General features: G+C 72.1%; 18 protein-coding genes. 6 read left to right on the forward strand and 12 right to left on the reverse strand.

Translation table 11 applies throughout. The features are described from left to right. Positions 1-55: 55 nt before the first annotated feature. From ACQPZW_RS16900 to ACQPZW_RS16920, 5 genes are all read right to left on the reverse strand, one after another. Positions 56-226, reverse strand: coding sequence for a hypothetical protein (locus tag ACQPZW_RS16900; protein ID WP_433795832.1), 171 nt, complete (start codon positions 224-226; stop codon positions 56-58). A 247-nt stretch (positions 227-473) separates the two neighbouring features. Beyond that, positions 474-1,157 carry a GTP pyrophosphokinase gene (locus ACQPZW_RS16905; RefSeq protein WP_433795833.1) on the reverse strand — a complete coding sequence of 228 codons (684 nt, stop codon included), beginning with the start codon at positions 1,155-1,157 and terminating at the stop codon, positions 474-476. Positions 1,158-1,165: 8 nt separating this feature from the next. Next, entirely contained in the window at positions 1,166-2,950 is a 1,785-nt protein-coding gene (locus tag ACQPZW_RS16910; RefSeq protein ID WP_433795834.1) for a diguanylate cyclase domain-containing protein, read from the reverse strand. 228 nt (positions 2,951-3,178) lie between these two features. Then, positions 3,179-4,054: an excalibur calcium-binding domain-containing protein gene (locus ACQPZW_RS16915; RefSeq protein ID WP_433795835.1), complete on the reverse strand. Its 876-nt coding sequence runs from the start codon at positions 4,052-4,054 to the stop codon at positions 3,179-3,181. A gap of 258 nt (positions 4,055-4,312) precedes the next feature. Beyond that, positions 4,313-5,086, reverse strand: a complete 774-nt coding sequence (locus ACQPZW_RS16920) for a hypothetical protein (RefSeq protein WP_433795836.1) — start codon at positions 5,084-5,086, stop codon at positions 4,313-4,315. A gap of 50 nt (positions 5,087-5,136) precedes the next feature. Here ACQPZW_RS16920 and ACQPZW_RS16925 point away from each other — a divergent pair, with 50 nt between their 5' ends. Genes ACQPZW_RS16925 through ACQPZW_RS16940 form a run of 4 tightly spaced genes read left to right on the forward strand, consistent with a single transcriptional unit; the run spans position 5,137 to position 8,249 of the window. Continuing rightward, positions 5,137-5,835 carry a GNAT family N-acetyltransferase gene (locus ACQPZW_RS16925; protein WP_433795837.1) on the forward strand — a complete coding sequence of 233 codons (699 nt, stop codon included), beginning with the start codon at positions 5,137-5,139 and terminating at the stop codon, positions 5,833-5,835. Between the two features lie 13 nt (positions 5,836-5,848). Beyond that, positions 5,849-6,685: an MEDS domain-containing protein gene (locus tag ACQPZW_RS16930; protein WP_433795838.1), complete on the forward strand. Its 837-nt coding sequence runs from the start codon at positions 5,849-5,851 to the stop codon at positions 6,683-6,685. Continuing rightward, positions 6,682-7,599 carry an anti-sigma factor RsbA family regulatory protein gene (locus ACQPZW_RS16935; RefSeq protein ID WP_433795839.1) on the forward strand — a complete coding sequence of 306 codons (918 nt, stop codon included), beginning with the start codon at positions 6,682-6,684 and terminating at the stop codon, positions 7,597-7,599. Before ACQPZW_RS16930 ends, ACQPZW_RS16935 begins: the two co-directional genes overlap by 4 nt. Before the next feature lie 5 nt (positions 7,600-7,604). Further along, positions 7,605-8,249 carry an HAD family hydrolase gene (locus ACQPZW_RS16940; RefSeq protein ID WP_433795840.1) on the forward strand — a complete coding sequence of 215 codons (645 nt, stop codon included), beginning with the start codon at positions 7,605-7,607 and terminating at the stop codon, positions 8,247-8,249. On the opposite strand, the gene ACQPZW_RS16945 is transcribed toward ACQPZW_RS16940, so the two are convergent. Continuing rightward, the gene (locus tag ACQPZW_RS16945) at positions 8,194-8,424 is read right to left on the reverse strand and encodes a DoxX family protein (protein WP_433795841.1); all 231 of its coding nucleotides are present in this window, start codon (positions 8,422-8,424) and stop codon (positions 8,194-8,196) included. The two genes, ACQPZW_RS16940 and ACQPZW_RS16945, sit on opposite strands and share 56 nt — an antisense overlap. A 74-nt stretch (positions 8,425-8,498) precedes the next feature. Here ACQPZW_RS16945 and ACQPZW_RS16950 point away from each other — a divergent pair, with 74 nt between their 5' ends. Next, complete coding sequence (locus ACQPZW_RS16950; RefSeq protein ID WP_433795842.1) at positions 8,499-8,762, forward strand: winged helix-turn-helix transcriptional regulator; 264 nt, start codon at positions 8,499-8,501, stop codon at positions 8,760-8,762. A gap of 437 nt (positions 8,763-9,199) precedes the next feature. On the opposite strand, the gene ACQPZW_RS16955 is transcribed toward ACQPZW_RS16950, so the two are convergent. From ACQPZW_RS16955 to ACQPZW_RS16975, 5 genes are all read right to left on the reverse strand, one after another. Then, positions 9,200-9,586, reverse strand: coding sequence for a VOC family protein (locus ACQPZW_RS16955; RefSeq protein WP_433795843.1), 387 nt, complete (start codon positions 9,584-9,586; stop codon positions 9,200-9,202). 321 nt (positions 9,587-9,907) lie between these two features. After that, complete coding sequence (locus tag ACQPZW_RS16960) at positions 9,908-10,381, reverse strand: DinB family protein (RefSeq protein ID WP_433797563.1); 474 nt, start codon at positions 10,379-10,381, stop codon at positions 9,908-9,910. A 54-nt stretch (positions 10,382-10,435) separates the two neighbouring features. Beyond that, a complete protein-coding gene (locus tag ACQPZW_RS16965; RefSeq protein WP_433795844.1) occupies positions 10,436-11,764 on the reverse strand; it encodes a PEP/pyruvate-binding domain-containing protein in 1,329 nt (442 codons plus the stop codon). Beyond that, entirely contained in the window at positions 11,761-12,048 is a 288-nt protein-coding gene (locus ACQPZW_RS16970; protein ID WP_433795845.1) for a hypothetical protein, read from the reverse strand. The genes ACQPZW_RS16965 and ACQPZW_RS16970 overlap by 4 nt, the downstream gene beginning before the upstream one ends. A 307-nt stretch (positions 12,049-12,355) precedes the next feature. Beyond that, positions 12,356-13,468, reverse strand: a complete 1,113-nt coding sequence (locus ACQPZW_RS16975) for a TetR/AcrR family transcriptional regulator (protein ID WP_433795846.1) — start codon at positions 13,466-13,468, stop codon at positions 12,356-12,358. Between the two features lie 239 nt (positions 13,469-13,707). Between ACQPZW_RS16975 and ACQPZW_RS16980 the strand changes: the two genes are divergently transcribed. After that, complete coding sequence (locus tag ACQPZW_RS16980; protein ID WP_433795847.1) at positions 13,708-15,279, forward strand: ATP-binding cassette domain-containing protein; 1,572 nt, start codon at positions 13,708-13,710, stop codon at positions 15,277-15,279. A 161-nt stretch (positions 15,280-15,440) separates the two neighbouring features. Here the strand turns inward: ACQPZW_RS16980 and ACQPZW_RS16985 are convergent, their stop codons facing one another. Beyond that, positions 15,441-17,051 (reverse strand): methyl-accepting chemotaxis protein, encoded by a 1,611-nt coding sequence (locus ACQPZW_RS16985; RefSeq protein WP_433795848.1) that lies wholly within the window; start codon positions 17,049-17,051, stop codon positions 15,441-15,443. Positions 17,052-17,066: the final 15 nt, after the last annotated feature.

The raw sequence follows: 17,066 nt of genomic DNA on the forward strand, positions 1-17,066 counted from the left end.
CCGCTCCGGCAACGCATTTTCCGGTCCACCGCGAGCTACGGCCCCCGGCAGGTGGTCAGGAGGCGGCTATCGCGAAGCCCAGGATCACGGCGGCGGAGACGACCACCTGGCCGGGCGCCAGGTCCTCGGCAGAGGTGTCGTCGCTGGAGCCGTGACCCCGGTAGCGCTCGTTGCCGCGGCGTTCCGGGTCCACGTCCTCGATGTGCAGGACCCGGCCCAGACGCACGCCCGCCGCCTCGGCGTCGCGACGGGCCGCGGCGCGCAGGTCGGGACGGCCCGGACCGTGCGGGCACTCCCCAGGGGCTCTCGATCAGCTGCACGGCGGAGATCCTGGTGTCCGGATCGGTTCGTCAAGGGGCTGCGACCGTCGGACCACCGCATCAGCCCGGCGGTCGCGCCGCGGCCCGGAGAAGAACGGACGTCGCGCGGCGCGGGCGGGGCGGGGTGGTTCGGCGGGAGGTGTGGACCGTACCTCAGCGTCTCGGTCCGTGAATCTCGCGGTGTAACCGTTCCATCCGGACGTCGAGACGCGCGGCATCCTCGGCCGCGGCGGTGAGCTCGTCGCGCAGGCGCGGTGGAACGACGTCCGGGTCGTGCTTGTAGTAGATCTTGTGTTCGAGGCTGGCCCAGAAGTCCATGGCCACCGTGCGCAGCTGCACCTCGACCGGCACGGCGACCACCCGGTCGGACATGAAGACCGGGATCTCGACGATCAGGTGCAGGCTGCGGTAGCCGTTGGGTTTCGGCTTGGCGATGTAGTCCTTGGTGACGACCAGGTTGACGTCGGGCTGGCGGGTCAGCATGTTCGCGACCGTGTAGACGTCGGAGACGAAACTGCACACGATCCGGATGCCGGCGATGTCCCTTATCCGGGAGCGCAGGTCGTCGAAGTGCAGCGGGCAGTTCAGGCGGCTGGCCTTCGCGGTGATGCTGGCCGGTGACTTGAGGCGTGGGCTGACGTGCTCGATCGGGTTGCCGGAACCGCGGTGGGTGAGCTCCTCGGCCAGGATCGTGATCTTCGTGTTGATCTCGGCCAGTCCGAACTTGTAGACCATCAGGAAGTGGTTCAGGTCGGTCCATTGGTCGTGCCAAGCCTCGGGGTAGCTCCGGCGGGCCAACTGGCCGGGCTGGTCGGTCGTCACGTCGCGTTTCTCCACGGAATCCGTCATCGTCGGCGGCCGGCCGACTTCGCCCGGTACATGGCGGCGTCGGCCTCCCGCAGCAGCAGGTCGGGGTCGGACGACCCGTCGCCGGAGACCGCCGACCCGATGCTCAGCCCCACCTCGACGACGTGCCCGTCGATCGTGTACGGCTCGGTCACCGCTGCCTCGATCCCAGCGCGGACCGCACTGTCCCCGCCCGGCCCGGAGACGTCGTCGATCAGCACGACGAACTCGTCCCCGCCCAGCCGGGCTACCGTATCGGTGCGCCGCAACAGCCCGGTCAGCCGCCTCGCCACCTGGATGAGCAGCTGGTCGCCGGCCGCGTGCCCCAGACCGTCGTTGATCGCCTTGAACCCGTCGAGATCCATCAGCAGCACGGCGAACCGGTAGCCGGGCTCGCGCGCCGCCCGCATCCCCGCGTGGGCGAGCCGGTCCTCCAGGAGCAGACGGTTCGGCAGGCCGGTCAGATGGTCGCGCATCGCGGCCGTACGCAGCCGTTCCTCCACCACGCGGTAGTCCAGGGCCTTGGCCAGCAGCGAACCCGAGTGGTTCATCATCTCCCGGCCCGGCGGGGTCGTCGACTGGATCCGGCCGACCGCGGCGAGCATTCCCCAGTCCCGCGTCCGGCTGCGCACCGGCACGGCGAACACGATGTCCCCCCGCGGGCCGTCGGCCGCGGCGAACAGCTCGGCCGGCGGAAATTCATCCACCGGGAGGACTTTCCCGGCGGCCTCCGGGCACTGGAACGCCCCGACCGTCTCCAGCGTCTCCGGCTGGTCCGGATGCCACAGTCCGAGACAGCCGGCCAGCGCCGGCGTCTGGTCCAGCCAGTTCAGGCCGGCGGGATCGGACGCCTGGTCGCCTAGCAGCGCGATCCCCAGCTCGTACTGCACGTTCAGCGTGTCCTGCAGGTAACTGACCTGCCCGAACAACTCCCGGGTCTGCGCCTCGGACAGCGGCAGGCCATCCGAGACGCAGCCGCACGACTCCCGCGGCTCGAACACCGTCGGCACCTGCAACTTCTGCGGCGGCTTCGACATCAGGCCGTAGACGGCCACGCCGATCGCGTCCAACGGCTGCCGGACGCTCGACAGCGCCGGGCGCAGGTAGGCGGCGTCGGCGATGTCGTCGAAACCGACGACCGCCAGATCCCGCGGCAGCTCGTAGCCGGCCGCCTGCAGCCGCCCGATCAGCCCGATCGCGTTACGGTCCGTGCCGAGCACGATCGCCGTCACCGGCATGCCCGCCCGGATCAGCGCGTCCGCCACCGACTCGCCACCGGACTCGTGGTTGTCGCCGCTGTCGAACACCATCGGGCTCAGATCGTGCTCGGCCAGCCCGGCGCAATACCCGGCCAGCCGCTCGCGCAGGTCGAAATGAGCCATGTAACCGGCGAACGCGATGCGCTCATGACCGTGTTCGATCAGGTGGGCGACGGCATCGCGGACACCGCTGCGGTTGTCGGCGGCCACCACCGACATGCCCTCCCCGGACTTCTCCGCAGCCACCAGCACCACCGGCAGCCCGGCCTGACGCGCGGCCTCCGCATACTCCGGGCCCACCGCCCCCGGCAGCACGGCCAGCCCGGACAGGTGCCGCCACGCCACCGGCCGATGGAACTCCGGCAGGCCGCTGCGGTCCGCGCTGTGCGCGCCGGGATCCAGGGTCTGCAGGGCCATCACCCGGTCACCACCCGCGACGGCTGCCGCGTTGATCCCCTCGATGATCGCCCCGTAGTAGTCCCCTCCGACGAACGGCGACAATATCCCGAACGTGCGCCCACTCACGTACGTCATGATTCCGCAAATCAGCGGCGCTCATGCGCGTACTCGCTGTCCGAATGCGTTCGGAGGGGCCCCATCACGGCAAACCTCCTTCACGGTACGGTCCCGGCAGCCCACGCCGACCGGGGCCGTACCGTCGGCTACCCCGCGAGGGGGCTGCCCGGTCACGGCCGCAACGCGACCGCCGGGCCGAGGCCGCCAGTCACCGTCTTTGGCCGTTGCGCCCGCGGGTCAGCGCTCGCAGACCACCCCGTCGCCGTCCCGGTCCTGGTACCAGGAGTACTCGGGGTCCAGGCCCCTGCGGTAGGGGCCGAGTCCCGCGTCGTTCGCCGCGGCGCACGTCCTGTACCGGGGATCGGTGCCTCCGGTGGGCTCCTCGTCCTCGATCGGCTCGTCGTCGTCACCGCCCGATTCGCAGGCGACACCGTCCCCGTCGCGGTCCAGGGCCTTGCGGTATCCGGGATCGGTGCGGGTCAACTCTCCCGGGGCGGCGTCGCAGTCGGCGTAGTAGACCGGTTTGGCGGATTTGGTCGCTTTCCGGGTAGGGCTGGGCTTCGTGGTCGCGGTCCTGGTCGGCTTGGCTTTCGCCGTCGTGGTCGCTTCCGTCTTCGGCGTGTCGGTGGCGGCCTGCTGGAGCGCGGCCACGGCGGGACTCTCGGCCGGTCCCGGTGACTTGTCCGTGTCCGAGTCCGGATCGAAGAGCGCCGCCCCGCACAGGACCAGGGTCAGCACGCCGACGACGCCCAGGACCTTCTTGTGCCACGGTCGCCACTTCGAGACCGTTGCCGGCGGCGCCGAGAACATGCTGGTGGGCGGCACACCGAACGCCGCCGAGCCCGGAGCGCCGGCGGGCGGACCGTAACCGGGCGGGCCGGCGGGCGGACCGAAAGCGGGCGGGCCGTAGGCCGGGCCACCGTAGACCGGCTGGTTGTAGCCCGGAACGGTGTCGCCGGTCCGGCCCGGGACGGTCGGTGGTCGGTTGCCGGGAGGCGTGCCGGGGTGCGCGCCTGGTGGTCCGGGGGGAGTGTGCGGACCGTGACCGGGGCGGGGTGTCGAAGACTGGCCGGGCTGGCCGGCCCACGGATCCTGAGGCGGCGGCAGATTCACAGAGTGAGCCTGCTGTCGGGTCGTCACCTACGGTACCGGCCGTCCGGTTCGCATCCGGAGCCGTATGTCGTCACCCGGATGGGCGAATCCGCCATCCCGCGGTTCATGTCCGGAGCCGGGGCGTCGGTCCGACGGTAGCGGATCCGTCGCCTCAGCCCGGCGGGCGCGTTGCGGCCGGGAGTGGGCAGCCACCTCGCGGGGTAGCGCCGTGACGGGTGGGTTGCGGTCGGGGAGGTGTGGCCCGTACCGCATGGGGGGTCATCCGAGGGAGGAGAGCAGTGACCGGATCGCGGTGCCGGTGGGGCGGATGATCTCGTCGCGGAGCCAGCGGCCGGTTGGTGCGAGGACGTGGCGCCAGACGGCGCCGATCGTGTAATGCCACGTCACCGCGATGGCCATGCCGATCGGGCGAAGGAGGAAGCGGTAGATCTGGCGGAACAGCCAGCTCGTGCCCTGCCAGCCGAGACGCAGGAACCAGACGACGGCGCGCAAGAACCAGACCACCGCGCGGCCGACCGGGACCAGGATCCACGTCCACAGGAAGGCGGCGACCGGGCGCAGGACCCAGCGGTACAGCAGGTGGGCGCCGGGGACGAGGGCGTGCTCCCAGAGCCACATCAGCGGCACGCCGACCAGGATCACCGGGATGGCGAGGAACCAGCCGAGCACGGTGACCAGCGCTTTTCCGAGCCAATGGAGCGGTGGACGCAGCACGTTGACCCACAGCCAGGTGGCGGGGACGACGATCAGCCAGTGCCAGGCCCAGGTCGCGGGGATGACGATCAGCCAGTGCCAGGCCCAGGTCGCGGGGATGACGATCAGGTGGCGCCAGAGCCAGGTCGCCGGGATGACGATCACGTGCTGGAAGAACCAGCCCAGCGGCACGATCAGATAGCGGTACAGAAACCGGCCGATCGCCTCCAGGGCCATGCCGAGCAGGCGGAACGGCAGCACCACGACGACCGCGATCGCCCGGATCGGCCACAGCAGCCAGGCGGGTGCGGCATCGGGGGACTCGTCGGCTCGCGGCATCGGCCCAAGGTAGCGGACACCACAAACGGTGATCCATAAGATCATCGATCATGACGAGCGTCGCGAAGATCGAGGAGCACGCGGTCGTCGCGTGGCCGTCCACCCACGCTGAGCAGGGTGGCGGCTGGCTGCTGCGGCACACCCCCGGTGTCGGCAAGCGGCGCAACAACTCGGCGCTGCCGTACGGGCCGTCGGTGTCCGTGGACGTCGCCGAGGCGTTCTATCGTGAACGCGACATTCCGGTGACCGTCCAGATCAGCCCGGCCGAGGAACACGCCGAGTTGGACGCGGTCCTGGCAGCGCGCGGCTACCGCCACGACGCGCCGACCCTGGTCCTGACCGCGCCGGTCGCCGGCGTGGCGGCCCCGGAGCCGACGGTGACGATCGAGCCGGAGCTGACGCCGGCGTGGCGGGCCGCCTACGGCAACGATCCGGTCAGTGAGCACGTCCTCGCGCGCATCGGCGTCGCCACGGGGTTCGCGTCGGTCACCGTGGACTCCGGAATCGCCGCGCTCGGGCTGTTCGTCGTGGCCGACGGGCTGAGCGGTGTGTTCTGCATGGCCACCTCACCGGAGCACCGGCGCCGGGGTCATGCGGCGGCGATCCTGCGGGCCGGGGCGGCCTGGTCCGCCGGGCACGGCGCCGACGTGCTCTATCTTCAGGTCGAGGACGATAATGAGGGTGCCCGGGCGCTGTACGGGAAAGTCGGCTTCATCCATTCCCACAGTTACCATTACCGGGTCCGCTGAATTAGGAGTCGTCATGATCGAGGCAGGGATGCTCGGGCGGCTCCGGCCCGGCGACCATGCGTGTGTCGTGGTCGACGATGACGACGTGCGGCGCCGCAGCCTCGCCACCTACGTGAGCGCGGGCCTCCGTGACGACGAGCGCATCCTCTATTTCGGAGCTGATCCGCAGCGTCTGGCCGACGAGCTCGGCCTCCACGACGCCGTCGCGCGCGGCCAGATCGAGATGGCGACCCCGGAGGACTCCTATCTGGCGGGCGGCCGCTTCGACCCCGAGGCGACCATGGAGGGCTGGCGGTCGGAGGCGGCCCGGGCCCGTGCCGACGGCTACCGCGGTCTGCGCGCGATCGGTGACATGTCGTGGGCGGCCGCTCCGGTGCCCGGCGCCGAGCGGCTCGCCTGGTATGAGGCGAATGTGAACCGGGTCTTCGCCGAGCGGCAGGCGATGGCGATCTGCCTGTACGATCGGCGGCTGTTCTCCGCGGCGGACCTGCAGCGCGTCACCTGGGCGCACCCGGCCGCCGTGGACGACACCACCAGCCAGGACGCCGAGCCGGCCCTCCGGTTCGCGCGGACCGTCGACCCGCCCGGTGTCCGCCTGCAGGGCGAGGCCGGCCTGTCCAACCGGCAGGCGCTGCGGGCAGTCCTCGATCGCCTCGTCGACGATGCTCCCGGCGACCGTTCACCGGTCACCGTGGACGTGTCCGAGCTACGGTTCGCCGACGCCGCGACGGTGCGGATCCTGCTGGAGGCCGCGGTCGCCGGCGCGCCGCGGCTGCGGGTTGCCGGCTGCTCGCCCGGGCTGCGGCGGCTGCTCCTGTTCAACGGCGCCGAGGCGGTCTGCGAGTCGTGAGCTTCGATCATCCGGCTCTGCTCCACCGGGACGCCGGCGACTATCTGCGGATCACGACCGGCTTCGTGCGGGAGGCGGTGGCCGCCGGGGACGCCGTGCTCGTCGCCGTCCCCGGGCATCGCCTGGGACCGCTGCGTGACGCGCTGCCGGATGTCGCCGCAGCGGTGTCGTTCACCGACATGACCGAGGCGGGACGCAACCCCGGCCGGATCATCCCGGGGGTGCTGCTGGCGTTCGCGTCCACCCACACCGGGCGGCGGATCTCGGTCGTGGCGGAGTCGATCCGGCCGGTCCGGTCCGCCGTCGAGTATCCGGCGTGCGTGCAGCACGAGGCGCTGCTCAATGCGGTGTTCGCCGGGCGGGATGCGTCGATCCTGTGCCCGTTCGATGTGGGCTGTCTCGATCCGGCCGCCGTCGACGACGTCCGGCGCACCCACCCCGTGTTGATCGTCGACGGGCGGCGTCACGACAGCCCCGACTTCGCCGACCCGTTCGCCGTCGCCGAGGAGCTCAACCGGCCGCTGCCCACCGCGCCCGGCGACGCGGCCTGGGTGGCGTATGCGGCGCCCACCGATCTGAGCCGGGTCCGGCGGTTCACCGGGACGCACGCCACCAAGGCCGGCCTACCCGATCCGCGGGTCGAGGACCTGGTCACCGCCGTCAACGAACTGGCCGAGAACACGTTGGTCCACACCTCGGGCGGCGGCGCCGTCACCGTCTGGATGGACGACGGCCGACTCGTCTGCGAGGTCAGCGACGAGGGGTTCATCGCCGATCCGCTGGCCGGGCGGATCCCGGCGGACCCTCGCGTCCCCGGCGGCCGGGGACTGCTGCTCGCCCACTACCTGTGCGACCTGGTGCGCGTGCACACCCGGCCGGGAGCCACCACCATCCGTCTGTACATGGCGCTCTGACCCGCATGCCGCTGCTGGTGGTCGATCTCGACAACACACTGATCGACCGGGACGCGGCCTTCCGAGCGGCGGTCGTCGCCTTCCTCGACGACCACGGTCTGCCGGCCGCCGACGTCGACTGGGTGATGGCGGTCGACGCGAGCGGCTACACGCCCCGCGATCGGGTCGCGGCGGCGATGGCCGGCCGGTTCGGGGCGCGCGATCTCCGTACCCTGCTGGACGGCGGCGCCGCCGACCGGGCCGTTCTCGCCGCGCCGGTCGCCGACGCCCTCCGCCGTGTCCGCGCCGCCGGTTGGACATGCGTGATCGTCACCAACGGCCGCACCGTCCAGCAGGAGGCCAAGATCCGCAACACCGGGCTGGACCGGCTGGTCGACGGCTGGGTGATCTCCGAGGCGGCCGGCTGCCGGAAACCGGATCCGGCGATCTTCCGCGCCGCCGCCCCGGACCTGACCGGCGCCTGGATGATCGGCGACTCCCCGCACGCCGACATCGCCGGAGCGGTCGCGCTGGGGCTGACCAGCGTCTGGGTGTCCGGCGGGCGCCCGTGGACCGAGACCGCCTACCGCCCGGCCCACACGGCTGCCGACATCGTCACCGCCCTCGGCCTGCTGTCACAACCAGAGGAGGGCGGCGCTCGCGGCCGGTAGCGATCACCCTCACCTCACCGCGCGTGACGTGCACGATGATCCGGCCGACCTGAGCGAGGCCGAGCCCGACCGCCGCGGCCGGGGCCAGCCACGGCGCGATCCCGGTGAGCGGCGGCAGGATCAGCCCGGCCGCGCCCGCGAGCTCCGGGCCGCCGATCGCCCGGACGAGCGGCATCGGCGTGCGATCGACCCAGCGGCCGGACGCTCCGGGCGATCCTCGATCGGATCTGCAACAAGTGGACACTGCTGGTGGTCGCGACCCTCGACCAGGGCACGCTCCGCTTCACCGACCTGCACCGCCAGGTTCCCGGCATCTCCCAGCGCATGCTGACCCTCACCTTGTGCAACCCGGAACGCGACGGCCTGATCACCCGAACCGTTCACGCCGAGGTGCCGCCGCGCGTCGAGTACACCCTCACCGCCACGGGCAAGAGCCTCGTCCCACCCGCATTGGCCCTGGCCGGGTGGGCGATCAAGCATGCGCCGGGCCGCGAGGCCTGCGTCCGTCGCTGACGCTGCGCGACGGCCGCCGCGTCACTCACTGTTCGCGTGGGGGCATTCACCATCAGGAGTACGGCCACACCTCCCACAACCGCATCCACCACCCCTCCGCCTTCGGCGGCTACCGCCCGCCGTCGGGCCGCCCCGCACGCAACCTCGAGCCGCCACAGCGGATAGTGCTGCCGCTGCCGCTGCCGCTGCCGCTGCCGCCGTCACGGCCACCGTCGCTGCCGTCACGGCCACCGTCGCTGCTCGCGTGCCGTCGTCGCTGCTCGCGTGCCGTCGCTGAGGTTGCTGTCCGCGTTGCCATCGAACCGTGGTACTCGTTTCAGGCGGGATGCGACCCCTGAGAACGCTCGCGTGGTCCCGTGACTCCAGAGACTTCGGTTCGGCGCTCTTGGCGGGGCGGCGGGTGAGCCCGATGGCGGGACTGGAGCGGGCGGGGGGGGTCAGGAGGTGTACAGGCAGAAGGGGTGACCGGCGGGGTCGAGGAGCACCCGCACGCTCGTCTGCGGCTGGTGGGCGGGCAACTCCGCGCCGAGACCGACCGCGTGTTCCACCGCGGCCTCCAGATCGGTGACCTCGAAATCAAGGTGGAGCATCATCTGCTGCCGCCCGCTCTCAGCGGGCCACACCGGCCGCACGTAGTCGGGATTGTGCTGAACCGTCAGGTAGGCGACGCCCTCACCGACGTCCAGCACGATGTTGCCGGGCTCACGCCGCCAGATCGACCAGCCGCGCAGCTCCGCGTAGAACGTGGCCAGCACATCGACGTCGGGCGCGTCGAGCACCACGCCCCACCAGTCAGAACGCGCCCAGCGATCGGTCTCCGGCATGTGCCCACCGTACGCGTGAGGGCCCGCCTCAGCCGTGGGGTCCCGCACGCCGAGGGGCGTTGGTGTGGCCAAGCTGGCCCGTGGTCCGACGCTGGTTCCGTGCAGCCGTCCGCCGGCGTCGGCGGTCTGGGAAGAACCTGTTCGCGGCTGCTCGCTGCCGGTGGTCTTGTGCGGCCATCGGGCCGGCCCGGCCTAACTCGGTGAGCGGAGAACGGGTGAGCGGAGAAAGGGTGAGCGGAGAAAGGGTGAGCGGAGAAGCCCAGTGTGTCGGCGCCTGAGTCGGGCGACGATCTCTTGCGGAGATGTCAGTGGGCCCGCGCCTCACTCGGTGAGGATCTGCTCGCGGAGGATGTCGGCATGCCCGCAATGCTGGGCGATCTCCCGCAGGAAATGCAGGTAGATCCAGCGCAACGGCACCGGCCCGCGACGGTTGCCGGTCACCACGTCGTCGAGGTCGAGCGGGGCCGCCGCGGCCCGGGACGCCTCGCAGGCCTGCCGGTACGCCGTGCGCACACTGTCGATGGTGTCCGTCTCGTCGAGCACGAAAGACTCGTCCGGTGTGGCCGGAATGCCGATCTCGGCGCGTGGTCGCCCGGTGATCGCCTCGTCGAACCACACCTTCTCCACGAAGGTGACGTGCTTGACGAGCCCGAGCAGTGTCGTCCGCGAGGGCACGAGCTGTCGGCGGGCCTGCTCCTCGGTCAGCCCGTCGAGGCTTGCGTGGAGCGCCGCCCGATGGTCGTCGAGAAACGACTCCCACTGGACCCGCAGCGGCTGATCGATGACGTCGTCCATGGGCACGCCGCTCAGCCTGCCATGTTCGCCGGGCGGGCGCCGTGACCCCCCCGGTCATAGGCCGGACCCCGCCCAGCGGAGCAGCCGGCCGAGGTGCGGGTCGGTGTCGCCGGTGGTCGTCTCGGCGGGGCCGGCCACCACGTCGCCGCCGGTGCCGTCGATGGTGAACAGGCTTCCCTCGGTGAAGGTGCCGCCGGTCGTGTGGACTCGGCCGGTCTCGGGGTCGACGGTGAGGGCGGCCACGCCGACGACGGCGGGTTTGCCCATCGACCGGGCCACCACCGCGGCGTGGCTGGTGGGCCCGCCGACGGTGGTGACGATGCCCGCGGCGGCGGCCAGGCCGTGCATGTCGAGCGGCGACGTGTGCGGGCGGACCAGGACGACGGGACCGTCCGTGGCCATCCGGACGGCGCGGTCGGCGGTGACCGCGATCCGGCCGGACGCCACGCCGGGACTCGCGCCGACACCCCGGGCGAGGACCGGTGTGCCGGCCCGGATCCTCGGGGTACGGGCCGCGCGGATCTGCCGGGCCGAGACCCGCCGCACCGCCGTCGCCCGGTCGATGATCCCCTCGTCGGCCAGGTCGACGGCAGCCCGCACCGCCGCACGTCCAGCCAGCCCACCCGGCCTCACCTGCAGAAACCACAGGCGGCCGGACTCGTACGTGAACTCGACGTGGCACACGTCCCGGTAGTGGCGCTCGACCCGGTCGAGCCCGTCGAGCAGAGCGGCCCACACCGCGGGGTCACGGCCGGCCAGCTCACCGAGCGGACGGGTGGCCACCCACCCGGAGACGACGTCGTCGCCCCGATGCCCGAACAGCACGTCCCCGTAGGCGGCTTTGGCTCCCGTGCCGGGATCACGGCTGAAGGCGACCCCGCTCCCGCTGTGCCCGTCGCGGTCGCCGTGCACCATCGCCTGCACGACGACCGCGGTCCCCTGGTCGTGCGGAATGTCGTGCAGCTCCCGATAGGACACCGCCCGCGGGCTGTGCCACGACGCGAACACCTCTTCGACGGCCTCTCGCAGGCGCCCGGACGCGATCGCCGGTGTGGGCCCGCCGACGTCGAGGAGTGTGCTCATCATGCCGGGCATCGACACGGCCGCTCCGGATCGCACCGACACCAGCAGCGGCCGGCCCGGTCCGCCGAACCGGCGCTCGGTCACCGCTTCGAGGTCTCGCATGGCGTCGGTCAGCGACGTCGGGAGCCCGGGCGGCAGCCGTCGGCCCCGCAGGAACTCCCGGCACGCCGCCGGTGAGATGACGAAACCGTGCGGCACCGGCAGGCCGAGCCGCATCAACGTGACCAGCCCGGCTCCCTTGCCGCCGAGCGTCTCGGCGTCGTCGGGCGTCGCCGGGGACAGCACACGGAGGTACGTCATCGCGGGATACCGAGGGTCACCAGCAGGTCTTCGTGCAGCTGGAACCACACGTTGTGGTACGAGGTGGTGGTGTCGGCGAGGTGTTCGAGCCGGCCCGCCCGCGCGTGGTCGAGCGCCGCGGTGAGCCGCCTCCGGTACCGCCCGAACCGTGGGAGTGCCGCGCTCAGCGCCGAGCAGACGACCGTCGCCCGCTGATCGAGGTCGACGAACCGCGCGAGGACCCGGGCGTCATAGGCGGAGTCGGTGTGATCGTTGACCTCGGTCACCCCGTCGACCGACCGCATGTGCCAGGCCGTGCAGAGATCGAGCAGTTCCGGATTGAGGATCAGGAACGCCTCGTACGCCGCCGTGACGGCCGCCCGGCTCCCGGCCGCGTCCAGCTCCGCGGCGACCAGGCGCGCGTCCTCGGCCTTGCCCGCCTCGGTGAGGCCCCAACCCCGAAAGCGCCGGGGGTACGGGTGACAAGCCCGTCAACCGCAAGGTCGATGAGCCGTGACTCGGCGTCGGACGACGTCAGGCCGCCCGCGTCGGCCACCCGCTCCAGGTCGGTGAACCCGAGGCACCGCAACGTGTGCAGCACCGGAAGGTCGGTCACGGCTGCCCCGTCCCGCCATCGTGGAGGGCGACCGCCACGGCATGGCCGGCCCCGCGCCCGGAGGCCCGTGCCACGATCCGCCCGTCCTGGATCCGCACCGCGATCTCGGTCTCGTCCCCGACGGGAAAGCCGTCCAGGAAGCCGTCCGCTGCCGGGTGGGTGGCCGTGGAGTCGGTGAAGGCGGCCTCGACCGCGGTGGCCAGGGCCGGACCGTCGTCGAGCTCGATGTGGAGCGGGCGGGCGACGCCCGGTGGAAACGACTGCCGAAGGCAGGCGGTGAGGCCGGTGAGGCGCAGGCGGGCCAGCGCCCCTGTCTCGGCCGGGTCGCCGGTGACCACGGCCATGGTGACCTGATCGTCCGGGCCGGCGGCGCGGACCACCTCCTCGGCGGCGCCGAGCCGGGCCGTGCCGAGGATCACGAGCAGGCCGTCGTCGCCGACGCCGTCGGGCGGGCTCCACGGGGCGTCGCATCGCTGCGCGGGCGGGATGAACGGCAGGTGCGGCGGATCCCACTCGTCGGTCAGGGGGACCTCGGCCAGGTGCCGGCAGGCGCGGATGACGTCGAACAGGTCGCCGAACCCGGGGGCCGTGTCGGCCAGATGGTCGGCGCCGTGCAGGAGGGTGAGGAGCAGCTCGGCCAGGCGGACCCGGCGCCGGGCGACCGGTGGGCACCCCTCCAGCGCGAGGGCCAGCAGCAGCGCCTCCAGCCGGGTGATCTGGGCCAGCGCGGCGCGGCCTGGCTCGTCGTCGAAGACCCCGGCGACCGATCGTGATCGTAGGCGCCCGCCGGCCGCGGTGTCGCCGGCCAGCGGCAGATGCTCCAGCCAGGCCCGGGCGAAACCCTCGACGGCGGTCTCCATCGGCATGCTCTCGGGCAGATCGACGGCCGCCGGGGTGTGCCGGGGCGCGAAGTCGAGCAGAACCGCCAGGTAGAGCGATCGTTTGCCGGCGAAGTTGGAATACACCGCTCCACGGGTGAGGTCGGCGCGCGCGGCGATCCGGTCGATCTTGGCGTCGGCGTAACCGTGTTCCGCGAACTCCTCGACCGCCGCGTCGAGGACAGCCGTTCTCGTGCGGGCCTGTTGCAGCGCCCTCGTCAACCGAACCATGACGAGCAAGATACCTCCATCATCGGGATGATGAGAACATCCAAAAATAGGGTCGCAGGCTCGTACGGGCGTCGGCTAGCGTCTCCGGCATGCACAAGGGAATCGCGTTCATGAGGATCCGCAGCGTCCGCTGACGGCGGCGCTACCTGCACTGATCTGCATCATGCCCGCCGTCTCGGCGTTCTGCCGGGCGGCCGCTTCCGGCTACCCGGCTCACTCTCGAGCTGCGGAGCACACCCATGTCCCTTGCGCATCTTCGTGCCGACGGCATCACCGTCCGTCTCGGCGCCCGTCTCGTCCTCGATCGCGTGTCCGTCACCGTCTCGGCCGGCTCCCGGCTGGCCGTGGTCGGCGAGAACGGCCGTGGCAAGACCACCCTGCTGCACGTCCTGGCCGGCCTGATCGTCCCCGACGGCGGCACGGTGCAGCGCGCCGGAACGATCGGGCTGGCCGCCCAGGCCCTGCACGTCCGTCCCGGTGACACCGTCGGAAGCCTCACGTCGGCGGCGTTGCTGGAGTCCCGTACCGCGCTGAATGACCTTGAAAAGGCGGCGGGTGACCTGGCCGCGGGCCGGGCCGGCGCGGACGACCGTTATGCGGCCGCGCTGGAGGCCGCCGGCCGGCTGGACGCGTGGGACGCCGAACGCCGCGTCGACATCGCCCTGGAAGCACTCGACGCGTGCACCGACCGGGCCCGGGAGCTGGGCACCCTTTCGGTCGGCCAGCGTTACCGGGTGCGGCTGGCGTGCCTACTCGGCGCGCACCACGACCTGCTGCTGCTCGACGAGCCCACCAACCATCTGGACGCTGCGGGGCTGGCGTTCCTGACCGCCCGGCTGCGCGCCCACCCCGGCGGCATCGTGCTGGTCAGCCACGACCGGCAGCTGCTGCGCGACGTGGCCCGCGAGCTCACCGATCTCGACCCGAGCCGGGACGGCCTGGCGCACACCTACGCCGGCGGCTACGACGAGTGGCAGCGTGGCCGGCGCCGTGACCGGGAACGATGGGTGCAGGAGTATGACGAGCAGCGGGCCGAGCACCGTCGGCTGGCCGAGGCCGTCGATCGTGCCCGGTCCCGGCTGAGCACCGGCTGGCGCCCCGACAAGGGCGTCAACAAGCACAAACGACAGTCGCACACGCCGGGGGTGGTGCAGGCGCTCAACCGTGAGCGGGAGGCTCTCGAAGCGCACCGGATCACCGTTCCGGCGCCACCCGCGGTGCTGCGCTGGCCGGAACTGACCACGCGCAAGGGTGTGCCGCTGCTGCGTGCCGAGGGGGTTCGCGCGCCCGGCCGCCTGGACCGGCCGGTCACTCTCGGCCTCGACGGCGGCGACCGGCTGCTGATCACCGGCGCCAACGGGACCGGCAAGTCGACGCTGCTCGCGCTGCTGGCCGGCCGGTTGCGGGCGCCGGCCGGCACGGTGCACCGCTCACCGGACGCCCGGATCGCGCTGGTCGCCCAAGAGGTCCCGGACCGGCCGGACGACGTCACGGCGCACCGGCTGCCGGCCGGGCGGAGCACGATGGGCCTGCTCGACGCGGAGGCGCTGCGCACCCCGGTACGGCTGCTCTCCCAGGGGCAGCAGCGCCGCCTCGACCTGGCCGTTGCGCTGGCCGGGTCACCGGATCTGCTGCTCTTCGACGAGCCCACCAATCACCTGTCGTCCACGTTGGTCGACGAGCTCACCGAGGCGCTGCTGACCACACCGGCGGCGGTCGTGATCGCCACCCACGACCGGCGGCTGCTGGCCGATCTGGCCACCTGGCCCCGCCTGCACCTGACCGCGGGCGATCAGACGGGGACCGGGTGACCGGCGGGCCTGGGGACGTTCCGGGCGGTGCTGTCCGCCCGGTCGTACCCTGGGGCCGGCCGGGAGCGGGTGGCGGCGACGGTGTGCGCGATGCCGACGGACTCGGGCGGCCGGTTCGCCGAGCATCTGCCACCCATGGCGATCCGCATCCCGCGCAAGCCTCAGACCCGGTAGTTGCTGACGGCGCTGCCGAGCCGCTGGGCCATGCCGGCGAGTTCGGCGGCGGTGACACGGGCCTCGTCGGCGCTCCGTGTGGTCTCGTTGGCGGTGGCCGCCACGGTGGTGATGTCGGCGGCGATGTTCCCGGAGCCGGACGCGGCCTCGGCGACGTTGCGGCCCATCTCACCGGTGGTGGCGGTCTGCTCCTCGACGGCCGCGGCGATGGTGGTGGCGTAGTCGTTGATCCGTGCGATGACGTCGCCGATGTCGCCGATCGCCTCGACGGCCGCGTCGGTGTCGGACTGGATGGCGGCGATCCGCTTGCTGATGTCCTCGGTGGCCCGCGCCGTCTCCTGTGCCAGGTCCTTGACCTCGGACGCGACGACCGCGAAGCCCTTGCCGGACTCGCCGGCACGTGCGGCCTCGATGGTGGCGTTCAGGGCCAGCAGGTTGGTCTGCTCGGCGATGCTGGTGATCGCGTTGATCACCTCGGTGATCTCGGCGCTGGCCTGACCGAGTTTGGCCATGGTGTCGCTGGTGCGCTGGGCGGCCGTGGTGGCGTTCCCGGCGACCTGGGCGGCGTCGCCGGCGCTGGTGGCGATCTCCCGGATCGAGGCGCTCATCTCCTCGGTGCCGGCGGCGACGGTCTGCACGTTGGAGGAGATCACCTCGGCCGCCGCCGAGACCGATCCGGCCTGCTCGGCGGTGGTCTGCGCCGACCGGGTGAGCTCCTCGGCGATGACCGACAGCCGGCCGGAGGTGCTGGCCAGGGCCTCGGCGTCGTCGCGGACCTGCCGCACGGTGGTGGCCACCTCGGACGCGGTGTGGTTGAGGGCGGTGGCCAGCTCGCCGATCTCGTCGCCGCCGCCGAGGTCGGTACGGGCCGTCAGGTCCCCGCCGTCGATCCGGCGCAGCACCTCGACGCAGTGGGCGAGCGGCCGGGTGATGCCGCGGGCGAACAGCACCGCGATGACCGAGCCGACCAGCAGCATGAGCACGATCGCGACGATGATGATCGTCCGCCCGTTGCCGTACGCCCCGTCGGCGTCCTGGTGGGAGGCGCCGGCCTGGGCGATCGCGTAGTCGGAGAGGTTGGTGAGGTCCTCGCGCATGGTGCCGACGAGGTCCAGGACCTCCCCGTCCCGGAGGTCCCGCACCTGATCGAGGCGGCCCTGCTCGGCGAGGGGGAACAGTCGGTCCGTCACCACGGTCACGTACTTCTTCCAGGCGCCCGCGAACGAGTCGAGACTGTCCCGCTCGCCGTCGGTGCCGGCCATGGCCCGGTAGGCGGCGGACAGGTCGGCGACGTCGGTGACCTCGGTGTCGAACTGCTTGCGCTCGGTGGTCCGGGTGGCGGCGTCCCCGGCCAGCAGGAACTCCAGGGCGTTGATCCGGGTCCGGTTGAACGCCGAGCGGACGTCGGCGATGGCCTGTGCCTTGAGGGTCTGCGCGTACTCGCCCTCGCTGGCGTCGGCGAGCGTGGACATCTGCCGCAGCGCGAACAGCCCGACGGCCCCACCGAGGGCGGCGACCAGGAGCACGACCAGGAGGATCTTGGTGCCGAGCCGGACGTTCTCGGCCAGGCGGGTCGTGGATGGTACGGGCTCGCTCATGTCGTCGTCCCCCTC

The organism is Actinoplanes sp. CA-252034 (genome assembly GCF_050956125.1).
Lineage (GTDB): Bacteria > Actinomycetota > Actinomycetes > Mycobacteriales > Micromonosporaceae > Actinoplanes.

Bases quoted from the DNA above. Each gene is read 5' to 3' on its own strand.
- ACQPZW_RS16985 (WP_433795848.1), bottom strand. From the start codon at position 17,051: ATGAGCGAGCCCGTACCATCCACGACCCGCCTGGCCGAGAACGTCCGG.
- ACQPZW_RS16960 (WP_433797563.1), bottom strand. From the start codon at position 10,381: ATGGACGACGTCATCGATCAGCCGCTGCGGGTCCAGTGGGAGTCGTTT.
- ACQPZW_RS16975 (WP_433795846.1), bottom strand. From the start codon at position 13,468: ATGGTTCGGTTGACGAGGGCGCTGCAACAGGCCCGCACGAGAACGGCT.
- ACQPZW_RS16955 (WP_433795843.1), bottom strand. From the start codon at position 9,586: ATGCCGGAGACCGATCGCTGGGCGCGTTCTGACTGGTGGGGCGTGGTG.
- ACQPZW_RS16970 (WP_433795845.1), bottom strand. From the start codon at position 12,048: ATGCGGTCGGTCGACGGGGTGACCGAGGTCAACGATCACACCGACTCC.
- ACQPZW_RS16965 (WP_433795844.1), bottom strand. From the start codon at position 11,764: ATGACGTACCTCCGTGTGCTGTCCCCGGCGACGCCCGACGACGCCGAG.
- ACQPZW_RS16940 (WP_433795840.1), top strand. From the start codon at position 7,605: ATGCCGCTGCTGGTGGTCGATCTCGACAACACACTGATCGACCGGGAC.
- ACQPZW_RS16945 (WP_433795841.1), bottom strand. From the start codon at position 8,424: ATGCCGCTCGTCCGGGCGATCGGCGGCCCGGAGCTCGCGGGCGCGGCC.
- ACQPZW_RS16930 (WP_433795838.1), top strand. From the start codon at position 5,849: ATGATCGAGGCAGGGATGCTCGGGCGGCTCCGGCCCGGCGACCATGCG.
- ACQPZW_RS16920 (WP_433795836.1), bottom strand. From the start codon at position 5,086: ATGCCGCGAGCCGACGAGTCCCCCGATGCCGCACCCGCCTGGCTGCTG.
- ACQPZW_RS16980 (WP_433795847.1), top strand. From the start codon at position 13,708: ATGTCCCTTGCGCATCTTCGTGCCGACGGCATCACCGTCCGTCTCGGC.
- ACQPZW_RS16925 (WP_433795837.1), top strand. From the start codon at position 5,137: ATGACGAGCGTCGCGAAGATCGAGGAGCACGCGGTCGTCGCGTGGCCG.